Source organism: Streptomyces sp. SID11385, assembly GCF_010548245.1.
Classification (GTDB): Bacteria; Actinomycetota; Actinomycetes; order Streptomycetales; family Streptomycetaceae; genus Streptomyces.
The window spans coordinates 1-1,914 of the sequence record NZ_JAAGLR010000513.1 but is presented as its reverse complement, the minus strand read 5'-3'; the positions used below and the strand labels follow the sequence as shown (position 1 = coordinate 1,914).

Annotated in this window: 2 protein-coding genes; both read left to right on the top strand. The window is 75.1% G+C overall.

Annotated elements, in window-relative coordinates:
* On the top strand, positions 1–1,263 hold a 1,263-nt coding region (locus G3I42_RS15960), incomplete at its 5' end, for a potassium channel protein (protein ID WP_239096483.1).
* Positions 1,264–1,405: 142 nt separating this feature from the next.
* Positions 1,406–1,864 carry a MarR family transcriptional regulator gene (locus tag G3I42_RS15955; protein ID WP_164286532.1) on the top strand — a complete coding sequence of 153 codons (459 nt, stop codon included), beginning with the start codon at positions 1,406–1,408 and terminating at the stop codon, positions 1,862–1,864.
* Positions 1,865–1,914: the final 50 nt, after the last annotated feature.

Below are 1,914 nucleotides of genomic sequence, written 5' to 3'. Positions count from 1 at the left end.
GCGCTGCTCTCCGCGACGGTCGGCGACCCGGGCGGCGCCGAGGGCTCCGACAGCAGCGCCGACGCACCCCGCCTGCTCCCCGACGACCGGGAGGTGGCCGCGGCGGCCGGGCGCGAGACGGTCGTCCTGGAACAGATCGGCCGCCCCGGCACCGCCACGGTGGCCGGCCGGTTCACCGGCGGCTGGCGGGTGCCGCTCGGCTCGCTGTTCTCGGCGCGGCTGCGCTGGTCGCTCGCGGGACTCGGGCTCGCCGTGCTCGTCCTGACCGCCGCCTCGATGGTGGTCACCGGCGAACACCCGCTGCACGCCGCGTACGTGACGCTCCTCGACCTCTTCGCGATCAACGACCCCATCGGCCACGGCAGGGCCCGCCAGATCCTGCAACTCCTCAACGGGCTCATCGGCCTGCTCATCCTGCCCGTGCTCGTCGCGGCGACCCTCGAAGCCTTCGGCACCTTCCGCTCCGCCTCCACCCTGCGCCGCCCGCCGCGCGGTCTCGCGGGGCACGTCGTGCTCCTCGGGCTCGGCAAGATCGGCACCCGGGTGCTCGCCAGGCTCCACGAGATGAACGTGCCCGTCGTGTGCGTCGAGGAGGACCCCGAGGCGCGCGGCATCCCGCTCGCGCGCAGGCTCAAGGTGCCGTGCGTCATCGGCGACGTCACCGACGAGGGCGTGCTGGAAGCCGCGAAGATCGGCCGCGCCTCGGCGCTGCTCGCCGTGACGAGCGTGGACGCCACCAACCTGGAGGCGGCGCTGTACGCGCGCTCCCTCCACCCGCTCCTGCGCGTCTCGCTGCGGCTCTTCGACGACGACTTCGCGACCGCCGTCTACCGCACCCTGCGCGCCGCGCACCCCGGCGCCCTCACCCGCAGCCGCAGCGTCTCCTCGCTCGCCGCGCCCGCCTTCGCCGGGGCCATGATGGGCCGCCAGGTGCTCGGCGCGATCCCCGTCGAACGCCGGGTCCTGCTCTTCGCCGCGCTCGACGTGGCGGGGCGCGCCGAACTGGAGGGCCGGACGGTCGCCGAGGCGTTCCGCCCCGGGTCCTGGCGGGTCATCGCGCTCGACACGAGCGGTCCGGCCGAACGCTCCGCCGACCTCGCCTCGCCCGGCGGCCAGGGCGGCGGCGGCCTCGTCTGGGACCTGCACCCCGGCTACGTACTGCGCCCCGGTGACCGCGTCGTCCTCGCCGCCACCCGGCACGGCCTCGGCTCCCTCCTCGGCCGCAGGCGCCGCGAGGACGGCACGCGCGCGAGCGGCGCGTAGCGCGCCACCATTCCCCGCACCACTGTGAGGTGGCTCACTCTTTCCCGGATGGTTGCATAATTCATGGACCCCTATATAGGTGCGTGATACATATGGTCCCGTGGATGAGATCCCCCTCGGTCAGGACGATGTCACCGCCCTCCTGGAAGGGCTGACGGCGCTGTCCGTACGGCACCTGACGGTGCATGACATCAGCTTCACCGCCGCGATGACGCTGGGCCGCCTCTCCCGTACGGGGCCGACCCGGCTCACCGTGCTCGCGAGCGACGGCGGCGTCTCCCAGCCCTCCATGACCCAGCTCGTCCAGCGGCTGGAGAAACAGGGGCTGGTCCGCCGCGTGCGCTGCCCCGACGACGGCCGCGCCGTCCTCGTCTCCATCACCGACGCGGGCCGCGACGTCGTACGGGAACGGCGCGAGGCCCGCGCCGAACGCCTCCACCAGCTCCTCGCGACCCTCCCGGCCCGGGAGCGCCTCACGCTGCTGCGGGCCGCCAGGGACGCCAGACCCGCCCTGGAGACGCTGCTCGCCACCGCCGTCCGCACCCAGTGGCCCACCCCGCCGGGACGCGGCGCGGGGCGCCCCGCCGCCCGTACCGACTGACCCGCCTCCCCCCGACTCCCGCCGGCCACCGCGCCGCGCGGTCGCAGCGG